The organism is Streptosporangium sp. NPDC050284 (assembly GCF_044459525.1).
GTDB lineage: Bacteria > Actinomycetota > Actinomycetes > Streptosporangiales > Streptosporangiaceae > Streptosporangium.
In genome coordinates, this window is sequence record NZ_JBITIZ010000015.1 from 14,552 (window position 1) to 30,098 (window position 15,547).

Annotated in this window: 12 protein-coding genes; 4 read left to right on the top strand and 8 right to left on the bottom strand. The window is 67.3% G+C overall.

Annotation, left to right across the window (positions count from 1 at the left end; all coding sequences use genetic code 11):
- Positions 1-20 precede the first annotated feature (20 nt).
- A complete protein-coding gene (locus ACIBH4_RS29940; RefSeq protein WP_362768920.1) occupies positions 21-1,088 on the bottom strand; it encodes a tyrosine-type recombinase/integrase in 1,068 nt (355 codons plus the stop codon).
- Between the two features lie 288 nt (positions 1,089-1,376).
- Here ACIBH4_RS29940 and ACIBH4_RS29945 point away from each other — a divergent pair, with 288 nt between their 5' ends.
- Entirely contained in the window at positions 1,377-2,051 is a 675-nt protein-coding gene (locus ACIBH4_RS29945) for a helix-turn-helix transcriptional regulator (RefSeq protein ID WP_362768917.1), read from the top strand.
- A 152-nt stretch (positions 2,052-2,203) separates the two neighbouring features.
- On the opposite strand, the gene ACIBH4_RS29950 is transcribed toward ACIBH4_RS29945, so the two are convergent.
- Together ACIBH4_RS29950 and ACIBH4_RS29955 are read right to left on the bottom strand one after the other, a co-directional pair.
- Positions 2,204-3,670 carry a hypothetical protein gene (locus ACIBH4_RS29950; protein WP_362768915.1) on the bottom strand — a complete coding sequence of 489 codons (1,467 nt, stop codon included), beginning with the start codon at positions 3,668-3,670 and terminating at the stop codon, positions 2,204-2,206.
- Positions 3,671-3,728: 58 nt separating this feature from the next.
- Positions 3,729-5,483, bottom strand: coding sequence for a pentapeptide repeat-containing protein (locus tag ACIBH4_RS29955; protein ID WP_362768912.1), 1,755 nt, complete (start codon positions 5,481-5,483; stop codon positions 3,729-3,731).
- 776 nt (positions 5,484-6,259) lie between these two features.
- Here ACIBH4_RS29955 and ACIBH4_RS29960 point away from each other — a divergent pair.
- Both ACIBH4_RS29960 and ACIBH4_RS29965 read left to right on the top strand, forming a co-directional pair.
- Entirely contained in the window at positions 6,260-6,892 is a 633-nt protein-coding gene (locus ACIBH4_RS29960; RefSeq protein WP_362768909.1) for a MerR family transcriptional regulator, read from the top strand.
- 379 nt (positions 6,893-7,271) lie between these two features.
- A complete protein-coding gene (locus ACIBH4_RS29965) occupies positions 7,272-7,667 on the top strand; it encodes a hypothetical protein (protein WP_362768906.1) in 396 nt (131 codons plus the stop codon).
- Positions 7,668-8,051: 384 nt separating this feature from the next.
- Here ACIBH4_RS29965 and ACIBH4_RS29970 read toward each other — a convergent pair whose 3' ends face one another.
- On the bottom strand, positions 8,052-8,990 hold the full coding sequence (locus tag ACIBH4_RS29970; RefSeq protein WP_362768903.1) for a hypothetical protein: 939 nt from the start codon (positions 8,988-8,990) through the stop codon (positions 8,052-8,054).
- A 902-nt stretch (positions 8,991-9,892) separates the two neighbouring features.
- On the opposite strand from ACIBH4_RS29970, the gene ACIBH4_RS29975 reads away from it, so the two are divergent.
- On the top strand, positions 9,893-10,045 hold the full coding sequence (locus tag ACIBH4_RS29975; protein WP_362768900.1) for a hypothetical protein: 153 nt from the start codon (positions 9,893-9,895) through the stop codon (positions 10,043-10,045).
- Positions 10,046-10,110: 65 nt separating this feature from the next.
- Here the strand turns inward: ACIBH4_RS29975 and ACIBH4_RS29980 are convergent, their stop codons facing one another.
- The 4 genes from ACIBH4_RS29980 to ACIBH4_RS29995 form a co-directional block, all read right to left on the bottom strand.
- Entirely contained in the window at positions 10,111-11,571 is a 1,461-nt protein-coding gene (locus tag ACIBH4_RS29980; protein WP_362768897.1) for a recombinase family protein, read from the bottom strand.
- A gap of 12 nt (positions 11,572-11,583) precedes the next feature.
- The gene (locus ACIBH4_RS29985; protein ID WP_362768894.1) at positions 11,584-12,189 is read right to left on the bottom strand and encodes an ATPase, T2SS/T4P/T4SS family; all 606 of its coding nucleotides are present in this window, start codon (positions 12,187-12,189) and stop codon (positions 11,584-11,586) included.
- A 17-nt stretch (positions 12,190-12,206) separates the two neighbouring features.
- The gene (gene ssd, locus ACIBH4_RS29990; protein ID WP_362518185.1) at positions 12,207-13,253 is read right to left on the bottom strand and encodes a septum site-determining protein Ssd; all 1,047 of its coding nucleotides are present in this window, start codon (positions 13,251-13,253) and stop codon (positions 12,207-12,209) included.
- 1,189 nt (positions 13,254-14,442) lie between these two features.
- On the bottom strand, positions 14,443-15,234 hold the full coding sequence (locus tag ACIBH4_RS29995) for an oxidoreductase (RefSeq protein ID WP_362518188.1): 792 nt from the start codon (positions 15,232-15,234) through the stop codon (positions 14,443-14,445).
- Between the last annotated feature and the right edge of the window lie 313 nt (positions 15,235-15,547).

A 15,547-nucleotide genomic window follows, 5' to 3' on the forward strand; every position in this document is an offset into this window, starting at 1 on the left:
GGGCGCTCTTCTACGGTCGGTCAGAGCCCCGCCACCGGGTTCTTCTCCCACATGTCCCCCTCCTCCAGGTAGCCGAGCAGGGCGGTAGAGCCGTCCTTCCAGCCACCGTGACGGCCGATCCTCTCCAGGTTGGCGCCCGCGCGGCGGGCGGCCGTGGCGAAGCCGCGCCGCAGGCTATGGCCGGTCCAGCGGCCTTCCAACCCGGCGGCCGCAGCGATCCTGCCAACGATCTCCCCGCAGGCTTCGGCGGTCATGCGCCCGTGCGGGTCACCGATGGGCAGACCCTTGCGCATCATCGGCGGGGCAATCCGGCCGTGCCGGTCGACGCGCACCAGGAGCGGGCCCGACGTGCGGTCGGCCTCGGCCATGGCGGCCAGGAGATCGCGCACCGCGCGGACGGGGCAGCTGGCGGGGATGCGGCCGTACGGCACGGCCACCTCAGTGAACGTCTTGATCTTCCGCCGGTAGATGGTGACCTGGAGGCCCTCGGGCTTCTCGCGGACGTCGGCGATGTCCAGAGCCACCAGCTCGGAGACGCGGGCGGCGCAGGCGTACCCGAGCAGCAGCGCCACGGCGTCCCGCTTCCCCGCCAGGGTCGAGCGGTCGACGGCGGTCAGCATCGCGCGCAGGGCATCCGGCACAGCCGCGTCGGCCTTGCGCGTGCGGGCGGCCGGGTCCTTCGCCAGGGCCAGGCGCTCGCGGTAACCGGACAGGACCTTACGCGCGGCCTTGGTCTGCGGTGGGGCAGCATCGGCAGCGTTGTGCATGGTCCGGATGGCGGCCAGGGCCCGCTCGATGCTGGACGGAGCCAGCGGGCGGCCGGTCTTCGCCGACGGAGTCGCCGTCAGGTGCGTGACGTACTCAGTGATGGTCTCGGCCGTCGCCGGGAGCAGGAGGCGGCCGTGCCGGGCGCACCAGGCGGTGAAGGCCGACCAGTCGGAGGCGTACGCCCGGCGGGTCGAGGCGGGGATGCCCGCCAGGACGGCCTCCCTGGCCGCGTCGCTCACCGCGAAGTCGGCGGCCGAGTGAACGGGCTGGGCAACGGGGGCGACGACCGGAGCGACGGGGGCGGGGAGAAGGTCGGTCACAGAGTGCTCCTTGGGGCCGTTTCTAGCTCTTGAGAAGAAAGTTTATCAGGAGCCAGATCCGAGAAATATAAACGATCATGAAGAGGGTGGTGAATCGTCGGCACCCCGGTGCCGAGCTGCGCCGACATCCGACCGCGAGCCGAGCAAAAGAGTTGTTCGTAGTCAGCGGTGCATAGCGGGTCATCTACGGCTGGACATCGCAGGCCGACGGCCGCATGCTCCTGCCATCACCGCAGGTCACCCAGACCCGGAGCGAACTAGGAAGGTCGGCCGCCGATGAAGTGGATCATGATCGATATCAACAGAGACAGCGAGGCCAAGGAGAGGGTGGCTGAGCTGATCACACCGCTGAAGGAGCGGCTGAGGCAGCGGGGCTGGAAGCAGAAACATCTGGCGAGGAAGGCCGACCTCTCGCAGAGCACGGTGTCGCGGGCGCTGTCGGGGCACGTCCTGCCCCCGTCCGCCACGGTGGCCTCCCTGGCGCGAGCACTCGGCTGCGAGGAGGAATCCATCCGCCGATGGACAGCCGCCGACGTCGCCGTGGGCGCGCAGCGCATCCGGGACAGCAACGACGCCCCGCCAAGGTTCCGCGACTACCTCGACCTGCTGCGAGGACTGCGTGATCTGCTGGCCAGTAAGCGCCTGTCACAGCGCGCTCTGGTCCGCGAGGACAACAAGCGTGGCGGGAGCCTGCGGCAGTCCACCGTGGGAGCCCAGTTGGGCGGGAGACGCAGTCTGCACCGCGAGACGGTGGAGGTCATCGTCGACATATGCGGCGTGCCGAGGCCGAGCGCGGCGGAGTGGCTGGCGGCGTGGGACCGGCTCGGTGCGCCGCACATGGCCGAACAGCTCCGCCGCCGGGACGAGACGTGTCGGCGGCTCGGCATCGCCCAGGCCCGCGTCATGCATGCGGAGCAGCGGCGCAGGCGTAACCCGTGGTACGGGCTCGATACCGCGATGTGACCGCGCTGGGCGCGGCGTGCCAGTGCCCGACGCTAACGGCGTCGGGCACCCGCACTCGATCACCAGGCTGCTGGGGGTGAGCGTGGGAACGCTGTACCACCACATCCTCGACCCGCAGGAGCCCCACGTCAGCCGCCACTTACGCCTAGCTTCTACCAGAGGTGCAGGTCCCAATCCGCGACATCATCAGCCGTGTCGATCCGTTTGTTGACGTAGTCCGCCGTTTGGTCCCACCAGCTGCGGCGCGAAGCTACTCCGAGCGCTAGCCGAAGAACCCCTTCCGGCGGGTCCTGGGGGGATCGGGGCAGCTCGATCACCTGGTAGGCGGTCACGCTGTTCGCGTTGAGCGACCGCAGCCGCCGAAGCGCCTCCGCCCACCGTCTGGCGGATTCATCACCGAGAGGCTGGGGAGCCAGCAGATGCGGCTCGATGTGGGGTCTGAGTACCTCATGCGCGATAGGCACGGCCGTCAGGGCGATGTTGTCGAGGTCCTTGCCCTGCTCGGGAGGCACGACCAGGAAGGTCATCTTCACCGGGACGGTCAGGAAGTTGAACATCGGGCGCTGCGCCTTGAACTCCTCCATACGCTGCCGGAGAGCCGATTTGAACTCCTCGCCTTCGCGGCCGTTTCGGGGAAGCCCAGGGAGTGACAGCGTCAGCGGGTGTGCCAGAAGCTGCCGCCGACTCATAGTCCGCGAGTCGGAGAGGAGACGGTCGAAGTTGCTGCGATACGGCTCAGGGCAACCAGGCGGCGTCGTCTGGGACAGGCCGTCGAAGTACATGCACAAGCCAGCGCAGAGCGCTGCGTCAATCTGGCTCAGGACCGCCTCCTGAAACCGTGTCAGCCACCAGAATCGGCTGGAACGTTCGATGTACGCCCACAGCTCCGCGTCCTCGTCGCCAAACATCGTGGGATCGTCTGGGGGGTCCTCGAAGTCGTCGGGGAGGTCGGGGGCGACGAAAGGACTGGAGTACTCGTCATCCTCGTCATCTCGGATATGCCTGAGCCGGTTCGCCAAGATGAGATCGGCGATGACGTCCCGGCCGGGGCGAGCCATAAGCATCGTCCGCCCGCCGGGTTCATGGGACCGGACGATACGGGGACGCAAACCCTCACCGTCACTCGTCGGTTCCGTAGGGTTGGGGGGGAGCAGCTGCTGGCTGGACCGAGGAGCAGGTGGGGCCCAGATGTCCGATGGGTTCGCCGACGCCGGATCCAAGGCTCGTAATTCGTCACGGTTCCACGCCTGGTCCAGGTCCACGTACAAGAACTTGACCTGCCGGTCGTCGCGGTACAGCACACTGCTTCGGCGCGGCCGGACCGCCGAATCGGCTGGACCGAGCAGGTCGAGCACGTGCTTGGCGACGCGATGGATCGCCGGCGGATTCTTGCGGCTGGTCTTGAAGAACAGGTCCAGCGCAACGGGCCCAGTGAAGGCACGCCGTCCAGCTACAGCCATCTGGTCGATGACCTGCTGCTGGAAATCGACTGCGGATCGTCGTCCCCTGGCTCCTTTTTGCTCGGGCTCACCCTGGATGGTCACCCGCAGGGTCCGCAGCCAACGGGCTCGTCGTTGCATCACCCAGAAGTCATTCGGCATGTTCCAGGACTGTTTCATCGCCTCTCCATGGCAGCAGAACTGCCGAGCCTTCGTCTAAGGCAGCCAAGTCGCGGGCTCATACCGCTCCGGTGGCATCGGCGCCAGAAGCCCTGTTCAGATCGCCGCTCGCCGACTGGCCTCCAGCTTCATCGGCTGGTTGCGCTGTGGGCTGCCCTGGGAGTCGTAGCCCTTCCGCCGTGTCAGGAAGCCCGATAGGTGGGCAGGACCAGTCGGCAACCCCGGTGAGATCAACCTCGCCGCCTGAGAACTCCGCGTCGACGAACGAGACCTCAGCGCCGGAAAGCTCCGCATCGTTGAACCAGAGCCCGCCGTCGGAGAACCTCGCGGGCCCGAACACGACCTTGCCGCTCTTGAACACCGCGTCGCTGAACCAGACCTCACTCCCCGAGAACTCCACATCGGCGAACCGGACGTCTCCGCCCGAGAACTTCGCACCGTTGAACAGGACCGTGCCGCCCGGAAAGGTTGCTGCATCGAACGAGACTCCGCCGCGCGAAAACACCGCACGATTGAACGAGACGCAGCCACCTGAGAAGGTTGTACCTCCGAACCAAATCCGGGCGCCTGATAACTCCGCCTCGACGAACGAGACCTCGCCGCCCAAGAACCTCGTCAGTCCGAACCAGGTCCGGCCGCCGGAGAACTTCGCCCAGTTAAATGCAACCGCGCCACCCGAAAACTTCGCGCTGGCGAACACGATCTCTCCGCCGGAGAACTTCGCCCAGTTGAACGCAACCTTGCCACTCGAAAACTCCACGCTGACGAACTGGACAGTGCCGCCGGAGAACTCCGCGTGGCTGAACCCGACATCTGCGCCGGAAAACTTCGCACCGATGAACCTGACATCTCCGCCGGAAAACTTCGCAACGCCGAACTGGACATCTCCGCCGGAGAACTCCGCGTGGCTGAACTGGACTTCACCGCCGGAGAACTCCGCGTGGCTGAACCTGACAGCGCCGCCGGAAAACTTCGCACCGACGAACCTGACATCTCCGCCGGAAAACTTCGCACCGATGAACTGGACTTCACCGCCGGAGAACTCCGCGTGGTTGAACCTGACAGCGCCGTCCGAGAACTCCGCATAGTTGAACCTGATCTCGCTGCCGGAGAACACCGCACCTGTAAAGTCTGCGCCCTGGTCGAAGACAACGCCGGTGAAGTCGAGGTCGGTCCCTGACCAGGAGATAGGGGCGTCACGGTGCAGGTGCGCACCAATGAGACGCAGGATCGTGGCGCGTACTTCTCGCATAGCCCGCCAGGTGGCCGCCCCAGTGGGGTCCCGGTCAGCGTCGGGTTCAGGTTCGTGTGGCATGCGAAGGTAGGCGCACAATACGTCGATACACATCTGACGGCCGCCGGGCCAATCGTCGGCGAGAGCGGCCAGGGCGTGAACAGCGGCCAGTCGGACGGCGGCAGAGGCGTCCCCCAGCTTGCCTGAGGCCTTGTCGAAGCGGTCGACATACAGCTTGACGTCCTCACGCCGGGCGGTTTCCCGGGCCCGATGGTTTTCCTCCTCGCTGATGCGCTGTTTGCGGTAGGCGACGACCAAGGCCACCACGCCGCCGATTCCGCCGACGACCGCAAGCACGATCTTCAACGTGTCGAGGAACTCGGCGACGGTTGGCCTCTTACCGGTGGCAGCGGGGAGTCCGAGCCAGGCTAATGCGCCGAACAACAGCAGCCCTGTCGCAGTGACAGCAAGCGCCAGAGTGAGGGTTAAGGCCCAGCCGATCGGCAGCAGCTTGGCCGATTTTGTCTCAAGAACGGGCTGGCGGCGGAATCGCCGGACGAATTGGGGGAAGCGCCGCATGACGCCCACTTTGCCCGACGATCGGCTTGCCGACAGGGGAATTCACACACGGAGGGCCACATCTGAAGCGCGGGCGGAGGACCAAGCCGGAGGTGGTGCTCGGGGAGTGGAGCACGTCTGCGGGGTTTGTCAGCAGCTCATCCAACCCGACGCCCGAGGCGAACCCGGGTTGAGGGCATGACGCCGAGGGGCCAGTACGTCACTGGTTTCACGTACGGGTGACGTACGCGGTGCCGTCGACTTCCCGGTCGGTTACGTCGGTCGCAGGCTTGCCTAGAGGGGACGATCCTGAAACCGGCTACCCCGACCCCGCGCAGGCCTGATAGCCATGACTCATGGACGACGAATACGAACCACCGTGGTACAGCTGCCCGACCGACAACTGCGAGAACGGCTCAGTCGACCTAGCAGAGCGGCCTGATGTGGAAGGTGACGGTTCCCCCATAACGGGCGGTCACTGCAACCGCTGCGGCATCCCGGCCGTTCAATGCTCCGAATGCAAGAGCCTCATCGCCCTATTTGACTGGGAGCCAGTCTCATGTGACGCCTGCGGCGAGACGGAGTACCAGCGTATCCCCGCAGACAGAAAGGGCAGCGACTTCACATTCCACCGCCTTTCCTGACGAACCAGGCGAGTCGGCCGGACGCGGCCACTGTTCCGGCCCCCTCGGCGCTCGTCTGCGCCCAAGGCCCGACCGACAGGGGGCCGGGGACTTCGCGTAGTTGGTCGACGGCTGCCGGTAAGTGGCAGGGATCGACCCGTGTAGTACGCCAGGATGGCGGACATGTTCCCGCCTGGAGAAGATCCGCTGTGGAGCGTCGAGAGGATCGCTGACCACCTCGACGTCGACAACGACTGGGTCCTCGGCTTCGCCCGGGAGCACGGCCTTGAGCTTTTCGACATCGGCGGGGGCAACCTCAGGGCCCGCCAGGGTGATGTCATTCGCTTTGCCCTGCGGAACAGTCGCCCTCGCCTCGACCAGCCGGATTTTCAGCGGCAAGAGCGCGCCGACGACAAGCCGACGGGCTCCGCTGCGCCTGCTCGGAAGCCTCCGCCCGATCCGCAGCCTCCGCCCGATCCACTGCGAGGCTATCGGCCTTATGTCTCGGAGCGTGGCAGGGACTTCGACCTCTTCCCCATCGGGGTGCTGGCCGCCGTTCTGAACCGCAAGCCTGACACCATCCGGGGCTGGGAGCAGCAGGGCTGGCTGCCTCCTGCGCACCGCTCCACTAGCGATGACCCACGCGGTACGCGCCGCCGCTATACCCGCGCCCAGATTCTGGCCATACACCGCATCGCTCAGGAGGAGGGCGTACTTAAGCCGCATGCCCGGTCCATTCGAGACACCCGATTTGTCGAGCGAGTCCGAGCCGTGTTCGAGGAGCCTCCATCTGAGCCCGACCGCTGAGTCAGGTGTCCGAAGGGCTGAGGCAGTTGGTCGACGGCGGGGAGTTGGCGACACGGTGCCGAACTGGTCGACGAGGACCAGGGCGCCGGGGCGACGGCCACGGTGGGCACCAGGCGGCACGTGATGTGAGGGTGTCGCTGTAGGGGGTGGAAGAGGACCCGGGCCAGACCCTCGCCGATTTTTCGACCAGTCGCCGGCTGATGGCACTCGAAAAAATCCGACTACGGGTCCGCGGATTTTCTACCAGCGGAAACGCGGGAAAATCCGGCTGTCGGCCGCGCCGTACGGCTCCTGGCCACGCATCTTGAGAAGACGAATCGCTCACATTTCTTGGACATTCCTAGTGTGCGGATCCGTCACGTCCCGTAGACAAGGAGACATGAGCAGAACACCATTTCGTGATACAGCCCGAGCCATCGCCGACCGCATGGACTACATCGCCATGTCCATCGGATGTGACCGCGTTCGCTCCCACGGTTGGTGGCGGAACATGGTCGAGTACGGCGCATGGAACGGACCCGGCACCAGCCGAGTCGGCCCCCCCACCCCCGAAGCAGTCATCGGTATTGCCAAGCTGTTCGCTACCACTCCAGAACAGGTGAACGCGATGATCGCGGCCGACTGGTACGGCGTGCTCCCCGACAAGGAGCTGTCTACCCGGGTTATGGGCCTGGGCCCGATGATCGACCGGCTGGACATCAGCGACTACGGCCTGCTGCATAATCTGACCATCCGCTTAGCCCTACAGCGCGAGGCCGTGGACGGCATGGACTAGGCGTGATCGCCGAGCCGAGTCCCTCAGCCCATACCTTGATCTGCTCGGCGCCCGGCTGGCGTAGGAGTCGATAGGTGACCGTGCCGGGCATTCGTCCCCTGCCGACCGTCACCCAGCCGTCGTCAGACAGGGCCCGCACGTGCTCGCCGATTTCCGCGCGGGGTCCAGCCGGTGTGCCGCTCCAGCTGGACCGTGGGCACCTCGACCCCCGGGGGCCCTCCGCTAGTCGGGCCAGCAGGAGGTAGAGCAGGACGGTCCCGGGCGGTACACAGCCCTTTTGCCAGGCGCATGGGCACGATCAGGCACTCGTCATCGGGGAACGTGACTGCCGAGTACGGCACGGCCGGGAAGGCTGGCATGTCGGAGTCCTCGGCTGGTGTCCTTTCAGTGGCTCCGGCTGTCGATGTGGTCCAGGAGCTTGGTCAGTTCCTCATCGCTGAGCGGGTCGGCGTTGAAGTCCAGGACCTTGCTGATGAAGTCGAGTGGGTAGCCGGGCCCGTAGGTCTTCAGGCCGGTGTTGATCCGGATGCGGACAATCGCCGGATCGCCCATTTCCTCGAGCGCCTTCTCGATGGCGTCGAGAACCTCGTCATACTCCTCGCCCCGCTCGTATTCGTGATCCCGCCAGTCCTCGCCGATCGTTCCACTGACCCAGCGGTCGAGGAGTTCGAGGCAGATGCGTATGTGCTCCGAGCCGGGCATGTAGTCGATGATCTCGGCGGTTTCTTCCTGCTCGGCCTCGGGCTCGACCTCCACCATGATGATGTGGAGCCGGTCAGTCGGCCGGTAGCGGTTCATCCGGCCGTGGACGGCGTACTCGTCGATCTCGACGAGGCCGCGTTCCTCCAGCTGCTCGGTGTCTGATCCGACTGTCTTGGGGTGCAGCCTGGATCCGGGATCGCGGATCAACGCGACCAGCTCGGCGTGCGTGATGTAGGCCCACCCGAAGCTCTCCGGCCGGTTCTTGTCGTGCCCCTTGAGGATCATCAGGACGACCCAGATCCGGATCTGGCGGGGCGACAGGCCGCTGAACATGATTTCGCGGGAGAGCCGCGCCCAGCCCTTGCCATCCAGGTACTTGGCGAACTTCGTATCCCTGATGCCGTGGAACGTGTCCTCAGCGGACGGCCAGTCGTGGAGGGTTGGCCGCTGGCCTTCGTGACCGAGGTCTTCCAGGGTGATCCAGCCCGAGGAGCTGAGGCGCTTCAGGGACCGCTTGATGGTGTCTACGCTCACGCCGAAAACGTCCATGAGATCGGCGCGCTTGAACGGCTTCGTAAGGCCGTTGTAGTAGTCCATGTTCGACTGGAAATACCAGTACATGAGGCAGTCGAAAGCTGTGAAATGGTCCGAGAGTGCGACGCGAATGTTAGCCTGCGCGAATCGCTCAATACCCCTCTGACCTGCTACACTGTCCATAGATGAAGCCCAATCCTTCGTCTCACCGGCCCGGAGTGTTACCGCACTCGCGGGCCTTTTTGATTTCATGGCTTATGCCGTAATTACACGGTACCAGGATGGCCCTATCCGGTAGCAATTCCTGATCACCGGAGGCGGGGCGAGTAGCGCGTAAGCCGATTTCCAGTTGGGATTTCCGACACGCGAGGATGCTCGAGGGCTCCCGGTCAAAGTGGAGGGGGTGCCCGAAGACTCCAGGGGGGGTGCACCAGGACTCCGGGTGGGGTGCACGGAGGCTCCCCAAAAGAAGAGGTCAACTAGAGGGTGTAGACCGTAGTACTTCGTACTACGGGTGCGCGCGCTCCGCGCTCGCACACTGAAGGGGCACACACCGAACCCGCAGGCTGGAGGATGCAGGAAATCAGGGACGGACACCCTCGGCCAATGACACGGCCTCCGGCCAATTAATCGCAGGAATGGATACCCTCGGCCGCTTCCTCGACCTTCGGCCGCATTAGCCTCCACGCGGCCCTGAGAGCCGTTCTCCAGCCCTATCAATTACCGCCCTCGGGATTCTCGCCAAGCGGCTACAGGGCGACCCTGGGGCGTTCTGGAGGCTTCGGGAAAACGCGCCCCCCATGGTGTCGTAGCCGTCTCGGATTAGCCCTATCACGGCCCCACATGGCCTGGCTACCACATCCCAACTCAACGAAAGTCGCAAAAGGGTCTAGTTATGCCGTAACTAGCGCCCATTCGCCCCGGCCGGAATCCTTAGACCCGTGAGAGAGCGCACGAGACAGAAGCAGGTCGAACCTGTGAGGGCCGAGGTGAACGAGTACAAGTACGCGGCACTCGTCCGCGAAATCGTCGATGGCTTTCCGCCGCTCACGGCCGAGCAGAAGGCCCGCATCTCGATCCTGATGCGCGGCGCGGTTCCGGCCGCCACCGATGAGCCGGAGAGCACCCGCAACGCCGCCTGAGCCCCGCTAAGCCATACGGGAGGAGGCCGACGGGGGCGCTTGCGCCTCCTCCCTCGACCTCCTGGTCACCGCTTCGGTTCGATCCTCACCGAGGCGGGGTCAAAGTAGCTGCCGTCAGAAGCCCGCCCGTGACGGGCCGGAAGGATCGTCACGGTCATCAATGCGTCGAGGATGGCGCGCTTCCGGCCGAGGTCCAGCCCCTTCCACGTGGCCCGTGGGTCCTCCGTGCCAACGACCCCGGCGAAGACGCTCCCCTGACTCGCTGCGGTGATCCGGTTCTCGACCTCCTTGAGCTGGCTGCGGAGCCGGGTGCTGCCCGTCACGAGCTGGCGGGCGTCGATCGCCCCGTCAGCGTGCAGCGTCGACAGCTCGTCGAGCCGGGCCCGCAGCGTGACAGCTTCGACGTGCAGGGGAGCAACGTCCTCCCCCCGGTCCTGCAGGGGCAGTTCAACCGCGTCAGGCCGGGACAACCGTTCGATGACGAGTTCCTCCACGAACGCGTCCAGCGGTGCCGCAGTCCGTGTGACGTGGTTGCCCGGACTCTGGGACCCTCCACGTGGCGGGCGGCACCGGTAGCACGGGTTCCGGGCCTGGCTGGAGCGGGAGCAGATAACGGTCTCCCCGCACCCCCCGCAGATGTAGATGCCGGACCCGAGCCACCGCGCCCGGTTGCCCGGCGACGTCTTGCGCGCGGGGTCGCTCAGCAGCGCGACGACTGCCCGCCAGGACTCTTCAGGAACGATCGCGGGCCAGGAGGCCTGGCCTACCACCTCGCCCTTGTAGACGGCGAGACCGGCGTTCCTGGCACGCAGGAGCACGTCCCTCAGCTCGACTGTGCTCCACTCCTTGCCGCGCGACGTCCTGACACCCGCAGCGTTGATCGTGCGGACGGCGGAACGGAGGCTCGCCCCTGCGAGGAGGGCGTCCGTCGCCTTGACGATCTCGGCCGCTTCGGCCGGCTCCACGGTGACGCCGTCCTTCAGGAAGCCGAACGGGCGGATCCCGCCGCCGTACTCACCGTTGGTCGCCATGCGCAGGCGAGCGTTTGAGACCCGGCGGCCCGTGTCCCGGGAGGCCTTGTTGGCTACAGCTACCATGACCCGCGCCATGGTGATATCGGCGTCGTTCGCGAGCCGCAGTGACCCGGTAACCGACGCCACCGGCGGCCGTGGCTTGCGCATCTCGACGGCGTCAATCAGGTCCTCAAGGTCGCGGGGATCGCGGGCGGCCCGGTCAAGGTCGTAGGCGATCAGCCCGTCGGCCTCGCCGGTCGACAGCCACGTGATCGCGTTGCGCAGGCCGGGCCGGACGGTCCGCAGTCCCTGGGTGCCGTCGGGGAGCTGGATCTTCCGCCGCTTGTAGGCGGACACGTCGTTCTCCACGACGACCTTCCAGACCTTCCAGCCGAGGCGGTCGGCCACTCCACGGCAGTGCCGCTCCTGGTCGTCGACTCCGGTCGTGTCCTCGTCGCGGGCGTCGCTGATTCGGCACAAGATGACGGCTCGTTGGGGGATGTACTCGCTCATGGTTTAATGGTGTCACAAGTAGTGCTTCGGCTTGCCCGTACCCGTGCCGCCCGTGACCAGGAAGGCGAGCCTCGACTCGATCACCGCCGTGAGAACGGAGACGCTGTCGGCCCTGATCGCGCCCGCTTCGACCAGGTCGGGAAGGGTGAAGGTGCGTCTGGGCGGGAGCCGCAGGGAGAGGCAGGTGCCGTTGGGCGCCACGGGTGGAAGGACGGCGTGGAGCCGGACGCCTCCGGCGAGGCGGGCGTCGACGTACGGGCACGCGTCGTCGAGACGCCTGCCCGCGGCGGAGGCGAGACGCTGCGCCAGCCGCCGGAGAGCGTCTTCGCTCGGGAAGACGATCGAGGTCAGATGTAGCCCACCGCCGTCGTCGACCCATACCTCGCGCGGGCCGTTCACCAGCACGTCGGTGACCTCGGCCTCGGCCAGCAACGGCTCCAGAGGACCGGCCCCGATGAGATCGGCGCACAGGACCCGGGCCACCGCCAGGATCTCCGCGTCACCGAGCATCGCCCGCTCGGCTCGCAGCGCGACCGCGACGTGCGCGGCACTGGGCTCGACGCCCGTTCGGGCCAGCCGTACGCGGACCGCCTCCACCAGCTCCGGCGAGACCGTCACGGCTGTCTCGGCCCGCTTCACGCGTCCGGCCCGAACAACTCGTGCAGGAACGCGGAGCAGAACCGCCCGAGAGAGGTGCGGCGGCCGAGCGGGGGGACGTCCCCCCGCTCGAGCGCGGCGGCCAGACGAGGCTGGTCGGGGAGGCTGCCACCGTGCGGGACGTCGAGTGAGGCCGCCACCACGTCGTCGTTCAGGACCCCGCTGCGCACGACGGCCCGCACCTCACCCGTGTGCCCGCGCAGCCCGGCGAGCACCTGGGCGGCGGCGAGCACGCCACGCACGTCGGCGGTGACGACCAGGAGGGTCGTGGCGGCTCGTCCGAGCGCCTCCACCGCGGCCTCGTCGAGGTGGCGCGGCAGGTCGACGACGACCAGGTCGAAGCCCCTGCGGCCCGCCTCAAGGACCGAGCGCATCGCCTCGGCCGGGATCGGATCGACCTCGCCCCTGTGGAAGGAGAGCAACGTCAGCCCGGCGAAGGTCGGCAGGGCCGCCTGGAGCGCGGTATGGCTCACCCTGCCCTCACGGGCGACCAGGTCGGACCAGCGCGCCCCGTCGGACTCCTCCTGACCGAGGAGGAGGTCGAGACCTCCGCCTAGCGGATCGGCGTCGACGAGGAGGGTGCGGATGCGCCGCCGGGACGCGGCCAGTGCCAGCGAACCCGCCAGGACGCTGGCTCCCGCTCCTCCCCGCCCTCCCGCGACACACACCACGGAGCCGGGTCTCGCGGGCGGCTCGACGGCGTCGGCGAACTCGTCGACCAGCTGTCGCTCCGCGGCGGGCAACTCCAGTACGCCCTGAGCGCCGACCGCGACGCACTTGCGCCATGTGTCGGGATCTTCGGAGGTGTGGGTGGCCAGGAAGACACGGGAGCGAGGTGGCGGGCCGGTCGCGGCCAGGGCGTCGGCCACGTCGCCCCCGACGACGACCAGCGGGGCACGGTTCCAGTAGGGCCGGGCGTGCGCGGGCACGTGGGCGACATCGAGCTCGGCTCCGGCCGCCGCGGCGACACGAAGCAGGTCGTCGAGCAGATCGTGGTCTTCGGTGATGATCAGCGGACGGTCCACGGGTGCCTCCCTGGGGTGCGGGAGCCCCACTTTCCGCGACGACCTACCCTTCAGGGGAAACCGAACGCCGCACTGTGGATAACCCTTGCCGACAGGGAGAAGCCTGTGGAAAACCGGCCGCCGGACGGAAGGCCGGGAAGACATGCCGCCGGGGCAGGGGACGCTCGAAGAAAAGGGCGACCCCCGCCGGGGGGGAGAGAGCGGGGGTCGCCAACCGGTCCGGCTCTGGGGGGGTAGAGCCGGTCCCGTTTAGGAAGAAAGCCTTCAACAACCGACCGGAGCACAGCGAGAGGGTCGCGTTGCGACCTGCGCAGTTACTCCGGTTTGGGGAGATAACACCTCATGCTGCCCGATCAACTTGAGTTCCGTCGAGGAGTAATCCTCGATTTCCGCTAGTTTTTTTAATGCAACGGTCCAGTCTCCGGACACGGTCCCGCCGAGACGCGCGCCACGCACACACGAACGACGGTGACGCTCGGTAATTGCCGCCGAGGCGTCACAGCATCCGCCGGACGCCACACCGGGCGTGCTCGGCGGAGCATAAAACGATATAAGAGGGGATTCGTCCATTAATGTCCCCTGATCCGTAAAGGTCTTGCTCCCAGGGGTTCCCATCTGCGCGGATCGGACGTACAAAGGTTTTACGGACCAGTTGTCCGGGCATGGCCGCCGAGTACCCACGTGCCGTCAGCCGCGGGAGGCGCGCTGAATCGGGCTTGCCCCGCTTCAGCGATTATCAGGTGCACGCTTGGTAACTCGGTCGGGACATGTCGGCGACGGCGCCCCCACACCAGGGGCGCCGTCGGTATGTGCGGCCGATCCCGCTGGATGTCCGTAATCAGTGACGCTCGGTAATCGAACACGCGGCCGGCCGTCACTCAGTGGCACGGATGAGCGAGCAGGCGGGCAGGCCACGGGTGCGATCGAGCCGATCCCCGGGCAGGTCAGATGCGAAGGCGGGGGACCCTGGCAGGCCAGGGACGCGAGTGCGCGGACGGGCTCAGGGACGCGGGCAAGTGTCCTCGCGCCGCCCCGCCGCTCTCACACTGACCCGCTACCCTCGCACGCCGACCCCGCTGCCATCGCACGCCGCCTCCCCGACCCCGCCGCCCCTGCTGCCCTCACACTGACCCGCCGACCCCGCTCTCCTCGCACTGACCCGCTGAGCCCACGGCCGACCGGTCCGAGGTCAGCCGCGCTGCATGGCCTCGCAGATCGCCGTGGCCTCTCGTACGCCCAGCGTGACCGCCGACGCGCAGTGCCGCACCCACGCGGCGACGCCCTCGGGGGTACCGCTCAGATATGACCGCAACCCCTCCCCGTAGGCGGAGCCGAGTTCGAGGTGGCCCACCTCGACGGCGACCAGCGACTTCGGGTCCAGGCCGAACTCCACAAGCGTCAACCGCTCCGCCGCCCGCGCGACCACACCGTCCGCCGTACCGAACGGGCGCAGCACGGCCAGTTCCGCGTGTACGACGGCGGCGAGCACCAGGGCGGGGGCCTTCGACGAGGCCGTCACCAACCGGACCAGCCCGTCCACCCGTGCCACCGTCTCCTGCGGACCGGGGGCGGCCCCCAGGCCGAGCGGGTCGGGCGCCTCCGCGACGGCCCTGGGGCGGCCGAGGTCCCCCGCACCCCCGCCGTCTCCGATGAGCCCCGAGGCCGCGAGGGTATGCAGCCTGGCCAACACCTGGCGGGGCGCCGAACGCCAGGTCGCGCCGAGTCGCCCGAGTTCGGCCGAGACACGCAGCGCGCCCTGCACCACGGGATCGGTGACCTCGGGGATGGCTTCGAGGGGCACGTCCACGCCCTCCAGGGCGGCTGACGCGCGTGCGCCGCGCAACGCGGATCTGGCCGACACCTCCGGACTCTTACGTCGCAGCACGCGGTGTCCGTAGAGCCGGTCGACGGCCTTGCGCGCGTCGGTGACCGCCTCGGGCACTCCGGGCATTCCCGCGATGACAGCCAATGGGTCGCTCACGCTGCCCGACCCTATCGGGGCCGTTCGGCGGGACTTCGGCCAGGCCATGAGGCACTCCGGGCCACGTCCCCGCCCGTCTGGAAGAGCCTCCTTCGGAAAACCGCCCTTGAGAGGCCGTGAGAGGCGTGGGAGACCGCCCGGGAAGACCCTTTCGGAGGACCTCGCCGCTGAGGGGCCCCCACGGAGACCTCCCCGGAAGGCGGCCTTCGCGAGAGAAGGCGGCCTTCGCGAGAGAAGGCGGCCTTCGCGAAACCTCCAGGAAGACCTCCTCGGAGCACCCCGTCCTCGGGAGCCCTCTCGGGGGCTTGCCGGA

Excerpts from the sequence above, each read along its gene's own strand:
- ACIBH4_RS29945 (WP_362768917.1), top strand. The coding sequence starts at position 1,377 with ATGATCGATATCAACAGAGACAGCGAGGCCAAGGAGAGGGTGGCTGAG.
- ACIBH4_RS29950 (WP_362768915.1), bottom strand. The coding sequence starts at position 3,670 with ATGAAACAGTCCTGGAACATGCCGAATGACTTCTGGGTGATGCAACGA.
- ACIBH4_RS29955 (WP_362768912.1), bottom strand. The coding sequence starts at position 5,483 with ATGCGGCGCTTCCCCCAATTCGTCCGGCGATTCCGCCGCCAGCCCGTT.
- ACIBH4_RS29960 (WP_362768909.1), top strand. The coding sequence starts at position 6,260 with ATGGCGGACATGTTCCCGCCTGGAGAAGATCCGCTGTGGAGCGTCGAG.
- ACIBH4_RS29965 (WP_362768906.1), top strand. The coding sequence starts at position 7,272 with ATGAGCAGAACACCATTTCGTGATACAGCCCGAGCCATCGCCGACCGC.
- ACIBH4_RS29970 (WP_362768903.1), bottom strand. The coding sequence starts at position 8,990 with ATGTACTGGTATTTCCAGTCGAACATGGACTACTACAACGGCCTTACG.
- ACIBH4_RS29980 (WP_362768897.1), bottom strand. The coding sequence starts at position 11,571 with ATGAGCGAGTACATCCCCCAACGAGCCGTCATCTTGTGCCGAATCAGC.